16 protein-coding genes are annotated in these 17,153 nt (G+C 66.4%); 8 read left to right on the top strand and 8 right to left on the bottom strand.

Translation table 11 applies throughout. From position 1 onward, the window contains the following. The first annotated feature begins 176 nt into the window (after positions 1-176). Positions 177-2,501, top strand: coding sequence for a CaiB/BaiF CoA transferase family protein (locus OG976_RS09855; RefSeq protein WP_328361202.1), 2,325 nt, complete (start codon positions 177-179; stop codon positions 2,499-2,501). Here the strand turns inward: OG976_RS09855 and OG976_RS09850 are convergent. Then, positions 2,494-3,753 (bottom strand): CaiB/BaiF CoA transferase family protein, encoded by a 1,260-nt coding sequence (locus OG976_RS09850; protein ID WP_328361199.1) that lies wholly within the window; start codon positions 3,751-3,753, stop codon positions 2,494-2,496. The two genes, OG976_RS09855 and OG976_RS09850, sit on opposite strands and share 8 nt — an antisense overlap. 10 nt (positions 3,754-3,763) lie before the next feature. Continuing rightward, on the bottom strand, positions 3,764-4,483 hold the full coding sequence (locus tag OG976_RS09845; RefSeq protein WP_328361196.1) for a hypothetical protein: 720 nt from the start codon (positions 4,481-4,483) through the stop codon (positions 3,764-3,766). A gap of 245 nt (positions 4,484-4,728) precedes the next feature. On the opposite strand from OG976_RS09845, the gene OG976_RS09840 reads away from it, so the two are divergent. The 3 genes from OG976_RS09840 (at position 4,729) to OG976_RS09830 (ending at position 7,639) form a co-directional block, all read left to right on the top strand. Continuing rightward, positions 4,729-5,904 carry an amidohydrolase family protein gene (locus OG976_RS09840; RefSeq protein WP_328361193.1) on the top strand — a complete coding sequence of 392 codons (1,176 nt, stop codon included), beginning with the start codon at positions 4,729-4,731 and terminating at the stop codon, positions 5,902-5,904. Between the two features lie 62 nt (positions 5,905-5,966). Next, positions 5,967-6,623, top strand: a complete 657-nt coding sequence (locus OG976_RS09835; RefSeq protein WP_328361190.1) for a TetR/AcrR family transcriptional regulator — start codon at positions 5,967-5,969, stop codon at positions 6,621-6,623. Between the two features lie 17 nt (positions 6,624-6,640). Next, the gene (locus OG976_RS09830; RefSeq protein ID WP_328361187.1) at positions 6,641-7,639 is read left to right on the top strand and encodes an SDR family NAD(P)-dependent oxidoreductase; all 999 of its coding nucleotides are present in this window, start codon (positions 6,641-6,643) and stop codon (positions 7,637-7,639) included. A 54-nt stretch (positions 7,640-7,693) separates the two neighbouring features. Here the strand turns inward: OG976_RS09830 and OG976_RS09825 are convergent, their stop codons facing one another. Then, positions 7,694-8,413 (bottom strand): DUF429 domain-containing protein, encoded by a 720-nt coding sequence (locus OG976_RS09825; RefSeq protein ID WP_328361184.1) that lies wholly within the window; start codon positions 8,411-8,413, stop codon positions 7,694-7,696. Positions 8,414-8,438: 25 nt separating this feature from the next. Here OG976_RS09825 and purB point away from each other — a divergent pair, with 25 nt between their 5' ends. Both purB and OG976_RS09815 read left to right on the top strand, forming a co-directional pair. Further along, a complete protein-coding gene (gene purB / locus OG976_RS09820) occupies positions 8,439-9,857 on the top strand; it encodes an adenylosuccinate lyase (RefSeq protein WP_328361181.1) in 1,419 nt (472 codons plus the stop codon). Between the two features lie 4 nt (positions 9,858-9,861). Beyond that, complete coding sequence (locus OG976_RS09815) at positions 9,862-11,106, top strand: cytochrome P450 (protein WP_328361178.1); 1,245 nt, start codon at positions 9,862-9,864, stop codon at positions 11,104-11,106. A gap of 10 nt (positions 11,107-11,116) precedes the next feature. Here OG976_RS09815 and OG976_RS09810 read toward each other — a convergent pair whose 3' ends face one another. Then, positions 11,117-11,938 carry a mycofactocin-coupled SDR family oxidoreductase gene (locus tag OG976_RS09810; protein ID WP_328361175.1) on the bottom strand — a complete coding sequence of 274 codons (822 nt, stop codon included), beginning with the start codon at positions 11,936-11,938 and terminating at the stop codon, positions 11,117-11,119. Between the two features lie 89 nt (positions 11,939-12,027). On the opposite strand from OG976_RS09810, the gene OG976_RS09805 reads away from it, so the two are divergent. Continuing rightward, the gene (locus OG976_RS09805; protein ID WP_328361172.1) at positions 12,028-12,681 is read left to right on the top strand and encodes a TetR/AcrR family transcriptional regulator; all 654 of its coding nucleotides are present in this window, start codon (positions 12,028-12,030) and stop codon (positions 12,679-12,681) included. On the opposite strand, the gene OG976_RS09800 is transcribed toward OG976_RS09805, so the two are convergent. Genes OG976_RS09800 through OG976_RS09785 form a run of 4 tightly spaced genes read right to left on the bottom strand, consistent with a single transcriptional unit; the run spans position 12,665 to position 15,794 of the window. Continuing rightward, on the bottom strand, positions 12,665-13,441 hold the full coding sequence (locus tag OG976_RS09800; RefSeq protein WP_328361169.1) for an amidohydrolase family protein: 777 nt from the start codon (positions 13,439-13,441) through the stop codon (positions 12,665-12,667). The two genes, OG976_RS09805 and OG976_RS09800, sit on opposite strands and share 17 nt — an antisense overlap. Positions 13,442-13,459: 18 nt before the next feature. Beyond that, positions 13,460-13,918: a hypothetical protein gene (locus OG976_RS09795; RefSeq protein WP_328363348.1), complete on the bottom strand. Its 459-nt coding sequence runs from the start codon at positions 13,916-13,918 to the stop codon at positions 13,460-13,462. After that, entirely contained in the window at positions 13,918-14,445 is a 528-nt protein-coding gene (locus OG976_RS09790; protein ID WP_328361166.1) for a hypothetical protein, read from the bottom strand. The genes OG976_RS09795 and OG976_RS09790 overlap by 1 nt, the downstream gene beginning before the upstream one ends. After that, positions 14,442-15,794 carry an aromatic ring-hydroxylating oxygenase subunit alpha gene (locus OG976_RS09785; RefSeq protein ID WP_328361162.1) on the bottom strand — a complete coding sequence of 451 codons (1,353 nt, stop codon included), beginning with the start codon at positions 15,792-15,794 and terminating at the stop codon, positions 14,442-14,444. Before OG976_RS09785 ends, OG976_RS09790 begins: the two co-directional genes overlap by 4 nt. A gap of 444 nt (positions 15,795-16,238) precedes the next feature. Here OG976_RS09785 and OG976_RS09780 point away from each other — a divergent pair, with 444 nt between their 5' ends. Further along, positions 16,239-17,093 (top strand): mycofactocin-coupled SDR family oxidoreductase, encoded by an 855-nt coding sequence (locus tag OG976_RS09780; RefSeq protein ID WP_328363345.1) that lies wholly within the window; start codon positions 16,239-16,241, stop codon positions 17,091-17,093. Positions 17,094-17,153: the final 60 nt, after the last annotated feature.

Genomic DNA, 17,153 nt, shown 5'->3' with positions numbered 1-17,153 from the left:
GTCTACGTGGTGGCTGGCCAGTGAAGGAGCCATGTGATGTGGATCATCTTTGGCTGCCGCGATTCCCAGCGGCAATGGGCAGAATTGAAATCGACGTTTCCACCGTCGACGGTGCTGCTGCGGGTGCCGACTTCCTACATTGGCTTCGGTACAACCAGCGATGTGGAGGTAGTTCGGTGAGCGGTCCGCTCGACGGAATCAGGGTGATCGACTGCACCCGAGGGCTGGCCGGCCCGCGGGCCACCGGGATGCTCGCCGACTACGGTGCTGAGGTCTGGTGGGTGGAGCCCCTCGGCGGCGACCCGCTGCGCGACGTGCTGGCAACGGAGTACGCAGTCTTCAACCGTGGCAAGAAGAGCGTCGAGCTCGACCTCAAGAACGAGGCCGACCGTGCCCGGCTCTTCGCCATGCTGGGGTCGGCGGATCTCTTCGTCACCAGCTGGCGACCGGGGGTGGCCGAGCGGCTCGGCGTCGACTGGGCTCGTATCCACGACGCGGTTCCGAGCCTGGTGTACACCTCGATCACCGGATTCGGTGAGGACGGCACCCTCGCGGACGTGCCCGGGCATGAGGCAGTGGTGCAGTCCTACGTGGGCGTCACCGCCGAACAGGTCGGCCTGCGGCCCGCGCCGATCTACGAAGGTGTGCCGTTCGCCAGTATCGGTGCGGCCAACCTGGCAGTGATCGGCTCGCTGGCGGCGCTGTATCGGCGCGACGCCGACCACCGTGGCCGGCTGGTCCAGACCTCACTTGTCGACGGTGCTCTCAGCTACATGGGCATGATGTGGGGAGACGCCGACAACGCCGGCGCGGCGCCGCAGATCGTGCCCGGCACCATCAGGCTGGTGTCGAGATCCTTCCGGTGCGCCGACGACGAGTACGTGGGCGTGCACACCGGTGCGGTGGGGGCGTTCGGTCGGCTGATCCGTGAGCTCGGCCTCGCCGACCGGCTGCAAGTCTCCACGGACGGCTCGGACATGGGCATCCCCCTCAACGAAGACGAGCGCAAGATTCTCCTCGAAGATGTTCCGGCGATCTTCGAGACCCAGCCCAGGGATGTGTGGGTCAAACGGCTGATCGACGCCGACGTCGCGGTCATCCCCGAGCTGCATCCGGGGGAGATCTTCGACCAGCCTCAGGTGCGCCACAACGGCATGGTGGTGACTGTCGAGGACCCGCGGTTCGGCACGGTGGAGCAGGTGGCGCCCGCCATCCGGTTCGGCGGACTCGACCACCGTCCGGAATCGGGTGCGCCGACAGTGGGCGCGCACGACGGTCAGTGGGCGGCGGCGCCCTCGGACGGCACGGGAGAAGCGGCAGCGGACACCGGCGACCAGTACCTGCTGGAGGGGCTGCGAATCCTCGACGCCGGTGCCTACTACGCGGGCCCGTTCAGCTCGCGGCTGCTCGCCGATCTCGGCGCCGACGTGATCAAGCTGGAAACCACGCTGGGCGACCAGCTTCGCGGAATCCAACGCCCGTTCCGGGCGGCCTCGGCCGGTAAGCGTGCAATCTCGTTGAACCTCAAGGATTCCGAGCTGCACCCGGCGCGTGACGAGCTCGTCAAGTGGGCCGATGTGCTGCTGCACAACATGCGCCCGGGTGCCGCGGACCGCGTCGGTCTCGGCTACGAGCAGGTGCGTGACCTCAATCCGGACGCCGTGTACCTGTACGCCCCGGGATGGGGTTCCTCCGGCCCCGACAAGCTTCGGCAGTCGTTCGCGCCGTTGATGTCCGGCTACGTCGGGCTCGGTTACGAGGTTGCCGGACAGTACAACCCGCCGATGTGGCCCATCGGCAACGAGGACCCGGGCAACGGCCTGACCGGAGCCATCGGAATCCTGGCCGCCCTGCTGTACCGAAACCGCGGTGGCCGCGGCTGCTATGTGGAGAACCCGCAGCTGAACGCGGCGATGACCCATGCCGCACACATCATCCGCCAGGGCGACGGCACCGTCCTCGGCGCGCAGCGGCTCGATCCACTGCAGACCGGCATCGGCCCGCTGGACCGGCTCTACGAGACCCGGGACGGCTGGGTGTGCGTGGTGGCGCTCAGCGATTCCGAGATCAGCAGGCTCGAGTCGGTCCTGGGTGTCACGATCCTCGACGACCCCCGGTTCGCCAGCCATGACGCGCGCATGGAGAACCGCTACGAACTCGAAGAACTGGTCTCCGACGTACTGATCCAGCGGGACAGTGCGGACTGGGTCGACGCGCTGCGCTCAGCGGGCGTGGCCGCCATTGTTCCCAAGGCGCAGAACAACAATCAGGGCTTCCACCGCGATCCGGTCAACCAGGCCATCGGTCGCGTCGCCGAGGTGCCCGCCGCCGACGGCAGCATGGTGCGCGAGTCGGCCGTCATGGTGCGGGTCAGCGATGCCAGGCCGGCGCCGCATCGCCTTGCACCTGCACTCGGACAACACACCGACGAGGTGTTGCTCGACCACGGCTACAGCGCCGAGAAGATCGCCGAATTGAGGGCCCGCGGCTCGATCAGGTAGCCGGGCCGCCGATCACCTTCGCCTCGCGCAGCGCGGCCAGGCGGTCGGCAGAGATGCCGAGTTCGGTCAGGATCTCGGTGGTCTGCTCGCCCAGGGCCGGCGCGTGGTGCCGAATCTCGGTGGAGCGTTTGCCGTTCACCAGCGCGGGCAGCGTTACATGGGTGAAGGGCCCCGCGACGGGGTGCACCGACTCGATGAAGGTGCCGCGGGCGGCGAGCTGCGGATCGTCGCGTAACTGGTTCTCCTGCAGCGCAGGGCCGATCGCCAGGTCATGCTCGGCGGCCAGCGCAACCCATTCCTTCTGGGTGCGGGTTGCAATGATCTTCTGGATCTCGCGGCGAAGTGTTTGCTCACTGTCGCCGGTGACGGCGAAATCGACTGGACCGCTTCCTGATTCACCGATGAGATCGTCGCGGCCGGCGATTCGGCAGAAGTTCTCCCAGAACTTCGGCTCGATGCAGCAGAACAGCACAAACCGGTCATCGGACGTCTGATAGAACTGGTACTTGGCGCTATTGGTGCCCTTCGGGTCGATCGCGGCCGGAAGCGAACGGCGGTCGGCGATCCGATCATTGTTCAACTCGTAGGTGGCGGCGATCCACGCGCTGGAGATCACCGCCTCAGACGCGGCGACGTCGATGTAACAGCCCTCGCCGGTGCGGTCCCGGCTGACCAGAGCGGCCGCCACGTGCAGCGCCGCGAAGGTCGCACCGGTGGACGTTCCCTCACCACCTGATTGGATGCCGCCGAACTCCAGCGGCCGCTGCGCGGGCCGCACGAAGCCGTCCGCGTCGATATCCAGCAAGGTGGCACCGGCGGCGGCGTTCATCATTTGGCCGTGGGTCGGAATCGTCGAGTACGGCCCGGTCGCACCGTATCCGGTGTACTGGCAGTAGATGATCGCCGGGCGCCGCTCACGCTGAGCCTGGTATCCGACGCCCAACTGATCCAGGGCGTCAGCGGAGTTGCCGTCCACGAACACGTCGGCGGTGTCCAACAACTTCCAGAACACCGCTCGCCCCTCGTCTTTGCGGAGGTCCAGGGCCACGCTGCGCTTGTTCTTGTTGATCTGCATGTGTGCGGGGCTGTTGTGTGGTGTGACCTGCCCCAGGAAATCGCGCAGATAGTCACCGCGGAAAGGGCTTTCGACCTTGATGACGTCGGCGCCCAAGTCGCCGAGCAGGGCACCGAGAGTGTCACCGTTGAACAGCTGAGCCGACTCGACAACTCTGATGCCGCTGAGCAATCCCATGGAAATCCTTTCAGAGCACGAACTCGCGGTCCTGCATGTGTTCGGGGATCCGAGGGTCGCGTTCCCGAATCTCGTTGTGGGGCAATCCCACCTCGGACATCACCGGTAGGTAGATATCCGGCTCCACGCCCCAGTTCCATCGCCGGATTTCCGAAGCGGACCGGCGGCCCGCCATGGCGCGTACGAATTCGAAGCGGTCGGCCACCACGCATGAGGTGGCGCGGCCGTTGCCGGCGATGGTGCCCCACTGCTCGACCGTGACGCGCAACGCCGGCAGGCCGGCGGCGGAAACCCGGTCGGAGAATCGGCCGGCCAACTCGTCGAGTGCCACTTTGATAGCCACGTCGTCACGCGCCCCCGGCGTGTTCACGACTGTTCGCAGGTCGTGCTCGGCCATCGTGATAGCCGTGACCAGGGCGGACGCCACAGAGGGGTCCCTGAGATACGGCCGTGCTGAGTCGGCGGCGGCGTCGACGTCGGCGATTAGATCGGTCAGTGCCGACTGTGCCGTTCCCGGGCTGGGAAGAGTCAGCGGCGCAGACCCGAGTGCGGCGAGCGCGCGGGCCAGATGCGCCACCCCGTCACGCACCGTTGCGCCGGGAACTGTGGGCAGGGGTTCGTTTCCGCAGCCATCGGGCAACGAACGGAGCAATACGTCGACGCGCTCGAGGGTCGCCTCCCAAATGGCCGCCAGATCTCGTTCCGGCGCGGGAGTGGTGTCGGAGCGCACTGCTGAATCTCCTGCTGTCAGAGGATGAGTCGGGGACTCCATCGCCGGGTGGTGCACGAGCATCGTCGTCGGCGGACGTGCCTGCAGCGTATGAGAATTCACCTGCGGGAGGAAGGCGCTCTGGGCCGATCAAGTGGAAACGGCGTTTCCCGTTCGGGCCTCCACATCGTGTTGCGCCGGTGCCATCATGAGTTTCAGGGTGACCGCCGTTACACCGCAATGATTAGGGAAGCGAGTCTTCAACAATGTTTACCTTGTTCAGCGTCGACGACCATATTGTCGAGCCTGCCCATGTGTGGACCGACCGCGTGCCGGCCAAGTTCAAGGACCGGGTGCCGCACGTCGTCGAGGTCGATGGCCGCCAGATCTGGGAGTGGGACGGCGGTCGCGAACTGACCATGGGCCTCAATGCCGTGGCCGGCAAGCCGCGCGAGGAGTGGGGTATGGAGCCGGCCCGATTCGAGGACATGATCCCCGGCTGCTACGACCCGGTGGAGCGCCGCAAGGACCTGCTGTCCAACGGCATCTTCGCGTCGGTGTCGTTCCCGACCCTGCCCGGGTTCGGTGGCCGCAAGTTCGCCACCTGGCCCGACAAGGAACTGGCGCTGGTGTGTGTGCAGGCCTGGAACGACTACATGATCGACGAGTGGTGTGGCGCCGGACGCGACGTGTTCGTGCCGATGCACATCCTGCCGGTGTGGGACATCGAGCTGGCTCTCAAGGAACACGAGCGGATGGTGGCCAAGGGCAGCAAGGCGATCTGCTTCATCGAGGACCCGTATGTCGTGGAGCTGCCCAGCTTCCACGGCGGCTACTGGGAGCCGCTGTTCGCCGCTGCCCAGGCCGATCAGACCCCGATCTGCATGCACATCGGTTCCGGCGGCGCCGCCATCGATCTGTCGAAGATCAATGTCGTCGGCGGCGAGATGCCCAACCCGATGACGGAGATCGCCGCCGCGTTCGCGATGGCCGCCCGCTCGTCATGCAACCTCATGGTCAGCCCGCTGCTGCGCAAGTATCCCGATGCCAAGGTGGTGTGGTCGGAGGGCGGGATCGGCTGGATCCCGGCCGCTCTGGAGCGCGCCGACCGGCAATGGTTGCGCCACCAGTACTGGTCACACGTGGAGAACGCGGACATCCTGCCGTCCACGGTGGCCCGGCGCAGCATGTATTTCTGCATGATCGAGGAGCCGATCGGCATCAAGTACCGGTACGACTTCGAGATCGACAACATCTTGTGGGAGTCCGACTACCCGCACGCCGACACCCCGTTCCCCAAGACCCAGATGTCGGCCAAAGAGGTCTTCGACGGGGTGCCGCAGGACGAGGTGGACAAGATCACCCACGAGAACGCCGAGAAGCTGTTCCACTTCCCGATCGACCAGCAGCTCGTCGCCGACTACATCGGTTCCGGCAGCTAGAACCGGCCTTGGCGGTCCAGACGTCGTCTTAACGCCAAGGTTAATGATTCGGTGAAAGGCCGATGTCGCAGTGCTGCCTGCTGGCAGCATTCACAAACGTGATCGCAGCGGTTACTCCCAAGGGAGAACGACGGCGGTATGCGCTGGTCAGCGCAGCCGCCGAGCTGCTGTGCGAGGGGGGCTTCGAGGCGGTCCGACACCGGGCGGTGGCTTCCCGGGCAGGCCTGCCGCTGGCCTCGACCACGTACTACTTCTCGTCGTTGGACGATCTGGTGCAAAACGCCGTCGAGTTCATCGGCACCGCGGAGGCCGCGCAGTTGCGATCCCGGGTCGACGACCTGCCGCGTCGGCGGCGCGGCGCTGAAGCGACCGCCGATGTCCTGGTGGACCTGTTGATCGGGGAGCCGGCCGACGTGCCGGTCAGCGAACATTTGATCTCCCGCTACGAGCGCTACATTGCCTGCGCCCGGCAGCCCGCCTTGCGGGGTATCCAGCGGCGGCTGCTGCAACTGCGGGTCGGTGCCGTGGTGGAGGCCATTGAGCGCTCCGGCCGCTACGTGCGGATGGACCTGCTCACCGCGCTGGTGTGCGCGGTCGACGGGGCGGTGGTCTCCGCACTCGTCGGTGACGGTGACGGGCCACGCGAGGTCGCCCGCACGACGCTGGTCGACCTGCTCGACGTGCTCGCTCCCATTGACGAACGCAGCATGCGAGCCTGAGCGGTTACGTTCGAGGGATGGACTTCTCCGCGCTCACCCGGCCGGCGACCGAACTGATCGACGGTGTGATGGACCGCGCCCTGGTGCTGGGCTACACCAAGATCGGCTCGGGTCTGCGCCGGTTGTGGTGGCCTGCCGACGCGCAGGCCGGATCGATGACCGGTAAGCGGGTGGTGGTCACCGGGTCGACGGCCGGTATCGGGTTCGCGATGGCCCAGGGTTTCGCCGAGTTGGGCGCCACGGTCCATCTGCTGGGCCGCGACGAGCAGAAGGTCCACCGGTGCGTGACGGAGATCCGGCAGACGGTGCCCGGCGCCGACATCGTCGAGGAGGTGTGCGACGTCTCCGACCTCGACGCGGTGCGGGAGTGGACGGCGGCGTTCTCCGATCGGGTGCCGGCACTCGACGGGCTGGTGCACAACGCCGGGCTGATGCCCAAGGACCGCATGCTCACCGCGCAGGGCCACGAGGTGCAGTTGGCGACCCACGTGCTCGGACCGCACCTGATGACCGAGCAGCTGTTGCCGCTGCTGCGGGCGGCCCGTGGTTCGTCGGTGGTGTTCGTGTCCTCGGGCGGCATGTACAGCTCGCCGCTGGTGGTCGAGGACCTGGAGTACTGCAACGGCTACAACGGGGTGCGGGCCTATGCCCGCACCAAGAAGATGCAGGTGGTGCTCGCCGACTCGTGGGCCCGCCGGCTGGCGGGCACCGACGTCCGCGTGGAAAGCATGCACCCCGGCTGGGTGGACACCCCCGGCGTGGCCGAGTACCTGCCGCGCTTCCGGGTGATCACCAAGCCGCTGCTGCGCGATGTTGCCGCGGGCGCCGACACCGCGATATGGCTGGTGGCCACCCGGCCGGAGTCCACGCCGGGACACTTCTGGCACGACCGGGTGCAGCGGCCGACGACGTTCGGCTGGCAGCGCCACGAGAACCCGGCCAAGGTACGCCGCTTCCTCGAACAGGTCAGCAGGCTCACGGGTACCGCGGAGGCCTGGACCGGCCTGCGCGCCTGACCCCACTGCGCCCACACCGACAAACGGGCGCGAAAGGTCAAGTGCACAGCACCATTACGTCGATCTCGGCGTGGGTGTGACGATGCACCCGGTGGCTGGTTCCCCATAGATCGTCACGTCCTCGGGTCGTTCGGCGACCAGCCGCGCGACGTAGGCGCACAGCACCGCATCGACCGGGTCCTCGGCCCGTCGCAACTGGGCCTTGGTCGTCGCCGAGCGCACCGAGGTGACGAGGGCCTGCCATCCGGGGTGATCCAGGCCCAGATCCGGCAAACCCTCGATGTAGTCGACGAGCCTGCCCAGCTCGGACTGCAGCAGAGCGAAGTCCCGGCCCTGCTTCTGCTTGTACTTCAGGGTGCGGTCGAGCCCGAAGAGCACCACGGCGGCGGCGTGCGGATACACCTCGAGCGCCCGCCGCACTGACGCCGAGCGCGGGTCGAGATCGAGATTCAGCGTTCGGCACAACCGTGCGCCGCGGCCGCCGTCGGCGAACCAGGCCAGACCGGTGTTGGCGGGATGAGCTCCGGCGTCGAAGCGACGGAAGTCCCGGTTCAGCGCGGTCTCGCACGGTCGGGTGCCGGTCGGGTTGACGACCACGAGTGGGGCGTCGATCGCCACCACACACGGCCCGGCGACATAGGGTGCCAGCTGGGCCAGCACGTCGTCGTCGTCACCGGCGGCGCTGACATGCACGAGCGCCCCCGCTGCGTCCACGACGGCCAGGCCCGTCGGATTCCGCAACCCCCACGCGAGGTCGACCCCGACGAAGTGCATATCGCAAACCGTAAGCTAATCGGTTGTGACGATCCCGAATGTCCTGGCCACCCGGTATGCAAGCGCCGAGATGGTGGCGATTTGGTCGCCGGAGGCCAAGATCCTGGCCGAACGACGGCTGTGGCTGGCGGTGCTGCGCGCGCAGAAGGAACTGGGCGTGGACGTGCCCGACGGCGTCCTCGAGGACTACGAGCGGGTGCTCGACCAGGTCGACCTCGGTTCGATCGCCGCCCGCGAACGGGTCACCCGCCACGATGTGAAAGCCCGCATCGAGGAGTTCAACGCCCTGGCCGGCCACGAGCATGTGCACAAGGGCATGACCAGCCGCGACCTGACCGAGAACGTCGAGCAGCTGCAAATCCGGCGATCACTGGAACTCGTGCACGCTCACGGTGTGGCGGTGGTGGCTCGGCTCGGCGAGCGCGCCGCCACCTACCGGGATCTGGTGATGGCCGGGCGCAGCCACAACGTCGCCGCCCAGGCCACCACGCTGGGCAAGCGGTTCGCCTCGGCGGCCGAGGAGACCCTGATCGCGTTGACCCGCATCCGCGAGCTGATCGACCGCTACCCGCTGCGCGGCATCAAGGGGCCGATGGGTACCGCACAGGACATGCTGGATCTGTTCGACGGCGACGCCGACCGGCTCGCCGAGTTGGAACGCCGGGTTGCCGAATTCCTCGGCTTCTCAGCGGTTTTCGCCAGCGTCGGCCAGGTGTATCCCCGTTCACTGGACCACGACGTGGTCTCAGCGCTGGTGCAACTCGGTGCGGGTCCGTCGTCGTTCGCGCACACCGTGCGGTTGATGGCCGGCCACGAACTGGTGACCGAGGGCTTCGCGCAGGGGCAGGTCGGTTCGTCGGCCATGCCGCACAAGATGAACACCCGCAGCTGCGAGCGGGTCAACGGACTGCAGGTGATCCTGCGCGGGTACGGGTCGATGGCTGCGGAACTGGCTGGGGCGCAATGGAATGAAGGCGACGTGTTCTGCTCGGTGGTGCGCCGGGTCGCGCTACCGGACGCCTTCTTCGCCGTTGACGGGCAGATCGAGACCTTCCTGACGGTGCTCGACGAGTTCGGCGCCTACCCGGCGGTGATCCAGCGCGAGCTCGATCGCTACCTGCCGTTCCTGGCCACCACCAAGGTGCTGATTGCCGCGGTGCGCGCCGGGGTGGGACGCGAGACCGCGCACGAGGTCATCAAGGAACATGCCGTTGCGGTCGCACTGGCGATGCGGGAGAAGGGTCAAGAGCCCGACCTGCTCGACCGCCTGGCCGCCGATGATCGGCTGCCGCTGGACCGGGCGGCACTCGATGCCGCCCTGGCCGACAGGAAGGCGTTCACCGGCGCGGCCGCCAGTCAGGTCGACCAGGTGATCGCCGCAGTCGACGACTTGGTCAGCGCCTACCCTGACGCCGCCAAGTACACCCCCGGCGCGATCCTGTAATCCCATGTCGCTCAGGGACATCGACTTCACCGACCTCGACAACTTCGCCGACGGCTTCCCGCACCACCTGTTCGAAGTCCACCGCCGCGAGGCCCCGGTGTACTGGCACGAGCCGACCGAGCACACCCCGGACGGCGAGGGCTTCTGGTCGGTGGCTACCCACGCGGAAACCCTTGCGGTGCTTCGTGATGCGGAGACGTTCTCCTCGGTGACCGGGGGAGCGCGGCCGTACGGCGGTACCCTGCTGCAGGACCTGCCCGTCGCCGGTCAGGTGCTCAACATGATGGACGACCCGCGCCACACCTACATCCGGCGGCTGGTCAGCTCCGGTCTGACACCGCGGATGATCCGCCGGGTCGAGGACGACCTGCGGCACCGGGCCAGGGCGTTGCTCGACGGCGTGCAGCCCGGGGTGGCGTTCGACTTCCTCGTCGACGTCGCCGCCGAGCTGCCGATGCAGATGATCTGCATCCTGCTGGGAGTCCCTGAGACAGAGCGGCATTGGCTGTTCCAGGCCATCGAGCCGACCTTCGACTTCGGCGACTCGCGCCGCGGCGAAGTGGGACCGCACTCGTTCGAAAAGGCAGGGTCGGTGGAGGACGCCGGCTCGCGGATGTTCGCCTACGGCACCGAGTTGATCGCCGCGAAGCGCGCGCAGCCCACCGACGACATGCTCTCAGTGGTGGCCAACGCGACAGTCGACGACGCCGAGGCGCCGTCGCTGTCCGACCTCGAGCTGTACATGTTCTTTTCCCTGCTGTTCAGCGCCGGCGCGGAGACCACCCGCAACGGGGTGGCCGGCGGTCTGCTGGCGCTGGCGCAGAACCCCGACCAATACCGGCGCCTCCAGGACGATCCGGAGCTCTTACCGACGGCGATCGAGGAGATGATCCGCTGGACCTCCCCGTCACCGTCGAAGCGGCGCACCGCAACCCGCGACACCGAACTGGGTGGGCAGGCGATCCGCGCCGGAGACAAGGTGCTGGTGTGGGAGGGCTCGGCCAACCGCGACGCGGCGGTGTTTGAGAATCCCGACACCTTCGATGTCGGGCGGAAGCGTAACCCGCACTTGGGTTTCGGTCAGGGCGTGCATTACTGCCTGGGAGCCAACCTGGCCCGGCTGGAGCTACGGGTGCTCTACGAGGAGCTGCTCGGCCGGTTCGACGAGATCAACGTGACCAAGCCGGTGGAGTGGGCACGTAGTAACCGGCACACCGGCATCCGGCATCTCTACGTCGAGTTCGGCTGAGCCGGCCTGCTCACATGACCGCGTGGCCGGCGTCGACCGGCAACGTCACGCCGGTGACGTTGCGAGCCTTGGGGCTGACCAGCCACATGATGGCGTTGGTGACGTCCTCGGATTCCACGTAGGGAACCGGAAGCAGGTTGGCGGATAGTGCCGATGCGTTGGGGTTCTCCTGGATCCGCTTCGCGACGAACTCGTTCATGATCATCGGCGTCGCCACGCCTGTCGGATGCACCGAATTGACCCGGATCTTGTGCTGCGCATAGGCATTCGCCGCAGAGCGCATCAGGCCTACGACGCCGTGCTTGGCTGCGGCATAGGCGAACATCGCCGCGCTGCCGTCTCCGCCGCGGCCCACCAACCCCTGTGCAGAGCTGGTCAGCACGATCGACCCGCCCTGGCCCTTGCGGATGATGGACGGCACCGTCGCGACGATGGTGTGCCAGACACCGGTCAGGTTGGTGTCGACGATGTCCTTGTACAGCTGTGCATCCAGCGGGTCCTTGATTCCGATCGCGACCACCCCGGCGTTGGCGATGACGATGTCGACCTCGCCGAGTTGGTCGATGCCGCTGTGCACTCCGGCCGTCAGAGCATCGAGATCGCGCACGTCGGCGATGACCGACACTGCCCGGCGGCCGAGGGCCTCGATTGCCGCCACGGTCTCGTCGAGGTCGGCCTTGGTGCCCAGCGGATAGGGGATCGAGTCGATGTCGGCGCAGCGGTCGATCGCGATGATGTCGGCACCCTCGGCGGCCAGCGCCACTGCGTGACTTCGACCCTGACCGCGGGCCGCGCCGGTGATCACTGCGACGCTGCCTGTGAGTTCTGCCATCTGCGGACCCTAACAGTATTGATCGGATGATTGATTGTGGGGTGAGGTGACGGCCATGGCCCCGCAGCTGTGAGAAGCTTCGAACGACGATGGCGAAATCCAAAGGCGGAGCACCGGCCAGTTCATCGCTCCTCGGCAGGCCGGTCGGCGCCAACAGTGAGGAGACGCGCAGGCGGATTCTCGATGCGACGATGCGCTGTGTCGCCGAGGTCGGCTATTCCAGGGCCACCATCCGCGAGATCGCCCGCCGGGCCCAGATGACCAGCGGCAGTCTCTACCACTACTTTCCGAACAAAGCCGAACTGGTCAAGGCCACCTTCGACGAGGTGGCCACCATCGCGGTGCCCCGGCTGGCGCACGCCGCCGACCGTAACGCCTCAACCCTCGACAAGCTGATGGCCGTGCTCGACGAGAGCGTCCAAGTGATGCGCGACTACCCACTGGCGGTCGCCTTCGATCGGGCCATCCGGGCCGAGAGTCCCCGGGAACTGCACCTGGCCGAGAACAGTGACACCCGCTTCGTCGCCTTGCGCGGTCTGATCCGCAGCATCCTCGAGCAAGGTGCGCGCGACAAGGAACTCGGCGCAGGCGTCGACGTCGACAGCGCGGCCAACGCCGTCTACCTGATCTTCCGCGGTCTCAACGAGTACGCGGCGGGCTCACCGCCGACAGGGGAGTACACCGCCACCGTGGCAGGACTGAAAAAGCTGCTGCGGGGCCAGCTCTTCATTCACCAGCGGTAAGCCGGTACAGGCGGCGGGCATTGCCGTTCAGCACCGCGCCGGCATTCTCGGGGCCGACGGCGTCGGCCACCCGGTCGATATCGCTGTCCTGGAACGGCGTCGCGGCCCGTGTCGACGGAAGATCGCTCCCGAACACCAAACTTGCCGGGTTGGCGCGAATGATATTGCGCATCAACGACTCCGGATCGCTCACGGACATCCGGCCGAACCCGGTCGCCTTGACGACAGCCCCCGCCTCGGCGAGCCCGAGCAGGGCCCCGCTGTCGTCGTCGGACATGCCGAGATGGTCGATGCTGATCTGTGGAAGCGCGGCGAGAATGGGCTCGAGCTCACCGAGATCGGCTGCGTCGAGGTAGAACTCCGAATGCCAGCCGGCCACCTCGTGAACCCGGCGCCCGAGCGTGTCGACGTCGGCCAGGGCCGCCGATCCACCGCGGTAGAGATTGAACCGCACTGCCCGCACGCCGGCCTCGTCCAGATCGAGTATCTGCGCGTCACTGACCTCGGCGGGCAATTGTGTGACACCCACGAACGACGATCCCAGCTGTGCCAGAGCCTCTTTCAGATAGCTCTGGTCGAAGGCCTGAAATGATCCGCTGACCACGGCACCGCCGGTGACGTTCAGTGCGCCTACCCGGGCGAGATAGTCGCCCGCGGTGAACGGCCCGGGCAGATAGCCGTTGTTGGCGACCAGCGGGAAGCGCAGGTCGACGATGTGGAAGTGCGCGTCGAAGACGTCATGTTGGACCACGGTGTCCATTGCACACCGGCCAGCGGTTCAGATCTCGACGTTCGAGTAACTCGCGAGTATCGCCGGATCGGGCAGGGCCATCTGCAGGTACACCTCGATGCGGGCGATCTTGCCCGCTGCGGTGAACTCGTAGACCGACAGCGAGTTCACCGAGTTGCTGAAATCCCCTATCCTGCTGCGCTCTTCGAGCTCCAGGAACACCACGCCCCCGGCCTCGGTGACCCGCTTGAATGAGCAGTCCCACTCCGACGAGCCGGCCCAGTCGGTCAGGAAGCCGACGTAAGAGTCCCAGTTCATCACCTCTTTGAAGTTCCCGACCCGCACGAAGTCCGCGGTGTCGATCAGCTCGGCCAGCGGCGCCCAGGACTCGGGGCTGAAGCCCGGTTGCTTGGCGTCATCCACGAGCCGCTTCATCAGCAGGCTGTACTCCAGGATCGTCCGCGAGCGCCCGGTGTAGTCGTCGATGACATCGGCGACATCGCGCATCACACCGTCACTCCCTCTTCGGCCAGTCGGCGTTCCAGCGCGTCGGTGTACTCGTGGGTGCCGTGGAACGGGCCGTGCACACCGATCGCGACATCGAGGAAGTCGCTGTACTCGCTGTTGACGTGGGTCTCCCAGCGCGTCACCTCACCGTCGTCGTCGGTGTCGACGAAGCTGTAGGAGTAGAAGCCCATGACCTCGCCGGTGTCGGAATTGGTGCCCTGCCAGCGGGTCTTCATCACGAAACCGTTGTCGGCGGGCCAATGCCGGAAGTCGACCGGCTTCCAGTCCGGGAACCGCAGTGAATAGACCTTGGCCTCCATCGTGGATGCGCGGGCCGACTCCTCAGGGAACTCGCTGAGCTTGAAGGCTTCGTCACCGGTGAAGTACGGCGAGGCGTACATGCAGTCCGGGTGGAACTTCCACACGTCGACGAACTTCTCGCCGTCCTGCACACCCTGGCGCAGATAGGCGTCGCCGTAGGCGCGGGCCATCCGGTTATGCAGTGAGATCCGATCCTCGAGGTTCATCGTGTTCCCTTTCCGGCCATCCAGCGATCCAGGGTGTCGTGGAATTTGGCGACGACGACTTCTTCGGTCACCAGTGTGAGGTGATCGAGACTCTGGTTGCGCAATCCTGCCTGCTGGCGCTGCATCTGTTCGTAATCCTGTTGCAGCGCTTCGAAATACTTGTAGCTGCCGGGTGTGTCGACCTCGATCAGATCCGCCGTGAAGGCGTCGGCCATCTCCGCAGGCAGGTACATGTAGCTGGCGACATGCCAGATGCACCGGTTGGGGTCACCGTCGGGGTGCGGCATCGACAGGATCACGTGACACTCACCGGCCCGGATGGTCATCATGAAGTTGGGGAACAGAAACCAGCCGTGGTTGTCGCTCATCTGGTCGTCGGTCAGGCCGCTGACGTCCAGGCCCATCTCGTTCAGATGCGCGCGGGTGGCGTTCTGGAGCAGCGTGCGCGCTGTGACGCCCTCGGGGAAGGCGATGGACCCGTCATCGCCGGTGTACTCCTTGACGAGTTCCTGAAAGCGCGGGATCACCGCGACCGTCCCAGGGAAGGTCTCGGGAAGGGCGAGTGTCCCCTCCACCTGCTTCTCCGGCGTCGCGCCGACGACCTCGAAGGGCGCCATGGCGATGGTGTGGTTCTCGAAGAACTTGTAACGCGTGGTCTCCGGCTGGATGTTGAGGACCGCCAGCAGCTGTGGGTGGACACCGTTGACGTGGTAGCCCTCGTTGAAGGCGTCCATGACGACTTTCCAGTTGCAGTCCAGCGCCTCGCGGACGTTCATGACCGTCGACATCTGCTCGAGGTGGTACGGCTCGAGCGTGGACATCGCCTCGTGGCCGAGCCACTCGGCCAGCGGCGGGGCCGCGGGGTCCGGGTTGAGGAAGACGAACCCGCCGAACGTGTCCACCGGCACCTCGATCAACCCGTTCTCGCTCTTGTCGAGCGGGCCGGCCTCGGCTTCGCGCAGCAGGCCTTTGAGCTTGCCCTCGAGGTCGTAGGACCACAGGTGGTACTGGCACAGGAAACCGCGCTTGGCGTTGCCGGTGCCCTGGCACAACATGTTGCCGCGGTGCCGGCAGGCATTGACGAATCCGCGGAGTTTCTCGTCCTTGCCCCGCACGATGATGAAGGACTGATCGAGGATCGCGTGAACCTTCCAGTCACCCACCTTGGGCAGCTCGTCGGCGCGGCCGGCGACTTGCCAGGTCTTCATCCAGATCGCCTCGCGTTCGCGCTCGGCGTACTCCTGCGAGCGGTAGCGGTCGGTGGAGATTCGCAGGTTGTACTCGCCTGCCAGGTCGTCGAGACCGGGGGCGTTCTTGACCCACTCTCCGGGTAGGGCGGTCGCGGTCATGGTGAACCTCCTGTATCCCAAAGCGACTCTGTGACAGGCGGTTCCGTGGAAACGATGCACAGCAGACGGTCGAGCACTCATTTAATCGATCGCTTGATTGATTTATGATGCGGGCTAGGCCGCACTGCTGTCAAGGCTGAGCTACGCCGGGGACACCCCGCCTCTACTGGCGCCCGCGCCCTCGTCGCCGGGGCGGCCGCAGGGCATGTCGTTGTGCAGCCCCCGCGGGGTCAACGTCGGATCGATCGGTCAAAACCCCGTCGGCGCGACGGGCTCTGTCGGTAAGCTGATTACCACCCACCTGGGCGCCAGCCCCGGAATGGGAGATGGACGCCTCACACCTGTCAGAAAGGTTGTGCCGCATGTGCGTTCGCTTGGATCAAGCCAAATGCGTCGGGCATGCCCAGTGCTACGCCGCTGGCCGGTAACCCGAAAGGCATCGATATGGGACGAGTGCAGGGCAAAGTCGCTCTGGTGACCGGTGCGGCCCGTGGGCAGGGCCGCAGTCACGCGGTCAAGCTGGCCGAAGAAGGCGCCGACGTCATCCTCTTCGACATCTGCCGGGACATCGAGACCAACGGCTATCCGCTGGCTACACCCCATGACCTCGAAGAGGCGGGCCTGGAAGTCGAAAAGACCGGCCGGCGGGCGGTGACGGCGCAAGTCGACGTCCGCGATCGAGCGGCAGTGGCCGTCGAACTGGCCAATGCGGTGGCCGAACTCGGCGGCAGTCTGGACATCGTCGTCGCGAACGCCGGCATCTGCCCGCTGGGCGACGGGCTGCCGATCACTGCGTTCGCCGATGCCTTCGACGTCGACTTCGTCGGTGTGGTCAACACCGTCCATGCCGCGCTGCCATATCTGAAGGCGGGCGCATCGATCATCACCACCGGCTCGATCGCTGCCTTGATCGCCAACAGCCAACCCGCCGGGGCAGGCGGGCCGGGCGGCCCCGGCGGTGCGGGATACAGCTACGCCAAGCAGTTGGTGGACTCCTACACCAAGCAGCTCGCCGGGCAGCTGGCGCCAATGTCGATCCGGGCCAACGTGATTCACCCGACCAACTGCAACACCAACATGCTCAACAGCGACCCGATGTACAAGCAGTTCCGGCCCGACCTGGACAACCCGACCCGCGACGACGCCCTGCTGGTGTTCCCCATGATGCAGGCCATGCCGGTGCCGTATGTCGAGCCCGAGGACATCTCCGCGGTGGTGTGCTTTCTGGCCTCCGACGAGTCGCGCTACATCACCGGCAGCCAGTTCAAGGTCGACGCCGGCGCGATGCTGAAGTTCTGACGGCCTAACGAAAGCCCTTCGTCCGCCGATTGACGCTGTAGACAATTTGTTGGGATCGGT

It is taken from the genome of Mycobacterium sp. NBC_00419 (assembly GCF_036023875.1).
In the GTDB taxonomy this organism is placed as follows: Bacteria; Actinomycetota; Actinomycetes; order Mycobacteriales; family Mycobacteriaceae; genus Mycobacterium.
The sequence above is the reverse complement of the archived record's forward strand: the minus strand, read 5'-3'. Positions and strand labels throughout refer to the sequence as shown.

Excerpts from the sequence above, each read along its gene's own strand:
- OG976_RS09810 (WP_328361175.1), bottom strand. The coding sequence starts at position 11,938 with ATGGCAGAACTCACAGGCAGCGTCGCAGTGATCACCGGCGCGGCCCGC.
- OG976_RS09790 (WP_328361166.1), bottom strand. The coding sequence starts at position 14,445 with ATGAACCTCGAGGATCGGATCTCACTGCATAACCGGATGGCCCGCGCC.
- OG976_RS09780 (WP_328363345.1), top strand. The coding sequence starts at position 16,239 with ATGGGACGAGTGCAGGGCAAAGTCGCTCTGGTGACCGGTGCGGCCCGT.
- OG976_RS09830 (WP_328361187.1), top strand. The coding sequence starts at position 6,641 with ATGGACTTCTCCGCGCTCACCCGGCCGGCGACCGAACTGATCGACGGT.
- OG976_RS09840 (WP_328361193.1), top strand. The coding sequence starts at position 4,729 with ATGTTTACCTTGTTCAGCGTCGACGACCATATTGTCGAGCCTGCCCAT.
- OG976_RS09850 (WP_328361199.1), bottom strand. The coding sequence starts at position 3,753 with ATGGGATTGCTCAGCGGCATCAGAGTTGTCGAGTCGGCTCAGCTGTTC.
- OG976_RS09825 (WP_328361184.1), bottom strand. The coding sequence starts at position 8,413 with ATGCACTTCGTCGGGGTCGACCTCGCGTGGGGGTTGCGGAATCCGACG.
- OG976_RS09795 (WP_328363348.1), bottom strand. The coding sequence starts at position 13,918 with ATGCGCGATGTCGCCGATGTCATCGACGACTACACCGGGCGCTCGCGG.
- OG976_RS09800 (WP_328361169.1), bottom strand. The coding sequence starts at position 13,441 with ATGGACACCGTGGTCCAACATGACGTCTTCGACGCGCACTTCCACATC.
- OG976_RS09785 (WP_328361162.1), bottom strand. The coding sequence starts at position 15,794 with ATGACCGCGACCGCCCTACCCGGAGAGTGGGTCAAGAACGCCCCCGGT.
- OG976_RS09835 (WP_328361190.1), top strand. The coding sequence starts at position 5,967 with ATGTCGCAGTGCTGCCTGCTGGCAGCATTCACAAACGTGATCGCAGCG.
- OG976_RS09815 (WP_328361178.1), top strand. The coding sequence starts at position 9,862 with ATGTCGCTCAGGGACATCGACTTCACCGACCTCGACAACTTCGCCGAC.
- OG976_RS09805 (WP_328361172.1), top strand. The coding sequence starts at position 12,028 with ATGGCGAAATCCAAAGGCGGAGCACCGGCCAGTTCATCGCTCCTCGGC.